General features: G+C 50.5%; 1 protein-coding gene. It reads right to left on the bottom strand.

The window, feature by feature from the left end; all coding sequences use genetic code 11:
• On the bottom strand, nt 1-461 hold a 461-nt coding region (locus AABK37_RS41870; RefSeq protein WP_432557255.1), incomplete at both ends, for an AMP-binding protein.

The raw sequence follows: 461 nt of genomic DNA, 5'->3' as shown, positions 1-461 counted from the left end.
GTGGCAGGTGTGCCTTGCATCACCGTCGCGCTTGATGTCGCCAAGGCGGCTGTGCTTTGACCACCGTCAGCAACAACTTCTCGATTGACGACTACACGCGCACCTAAACTTAACGGTCCAAACAGTTCCAATGCGGCGATGTCAAAGGTAATGGTAGTCACCGCCACCAAAACATCTGATGACACCAGACCCGGTTGGCGAGACATTGATGTTAAGAAATTTACCACAGCATTGTGGCGAATTTGTACTCCTTTGGGTCGTCCGGTGGAGCCGGAAGTATAAATTGCATAGGCGAGGTTGTCAGCCTGAACGCCACTGTCAGGGTTGGATGAACTGTGGTCGCTCTGCCAATTTTTGTCCAAGTAGACAACACGTCCATCATATTCGGTCAGCGTTGGCATCAGATGTTGTTGCACAAGCAGCACTTCTACACGGGCATCTTCTAAAATGTATGCCAATCG

The organism is Tolypothrix sp. VBCCA 56010, from assembly GCF_050875635.1.
In the GTDB taxonomy this organism is placed as follows: Bacteria; Cyanobacteriota; Cyanobacteriia; order Cyanobacteriales; family Nostocaceae; genus Hassallia.
Note: the sequence above shows the minus strand (reverse complement) of the source record. Positions and strands in the feature narration are given on the sequence as shown.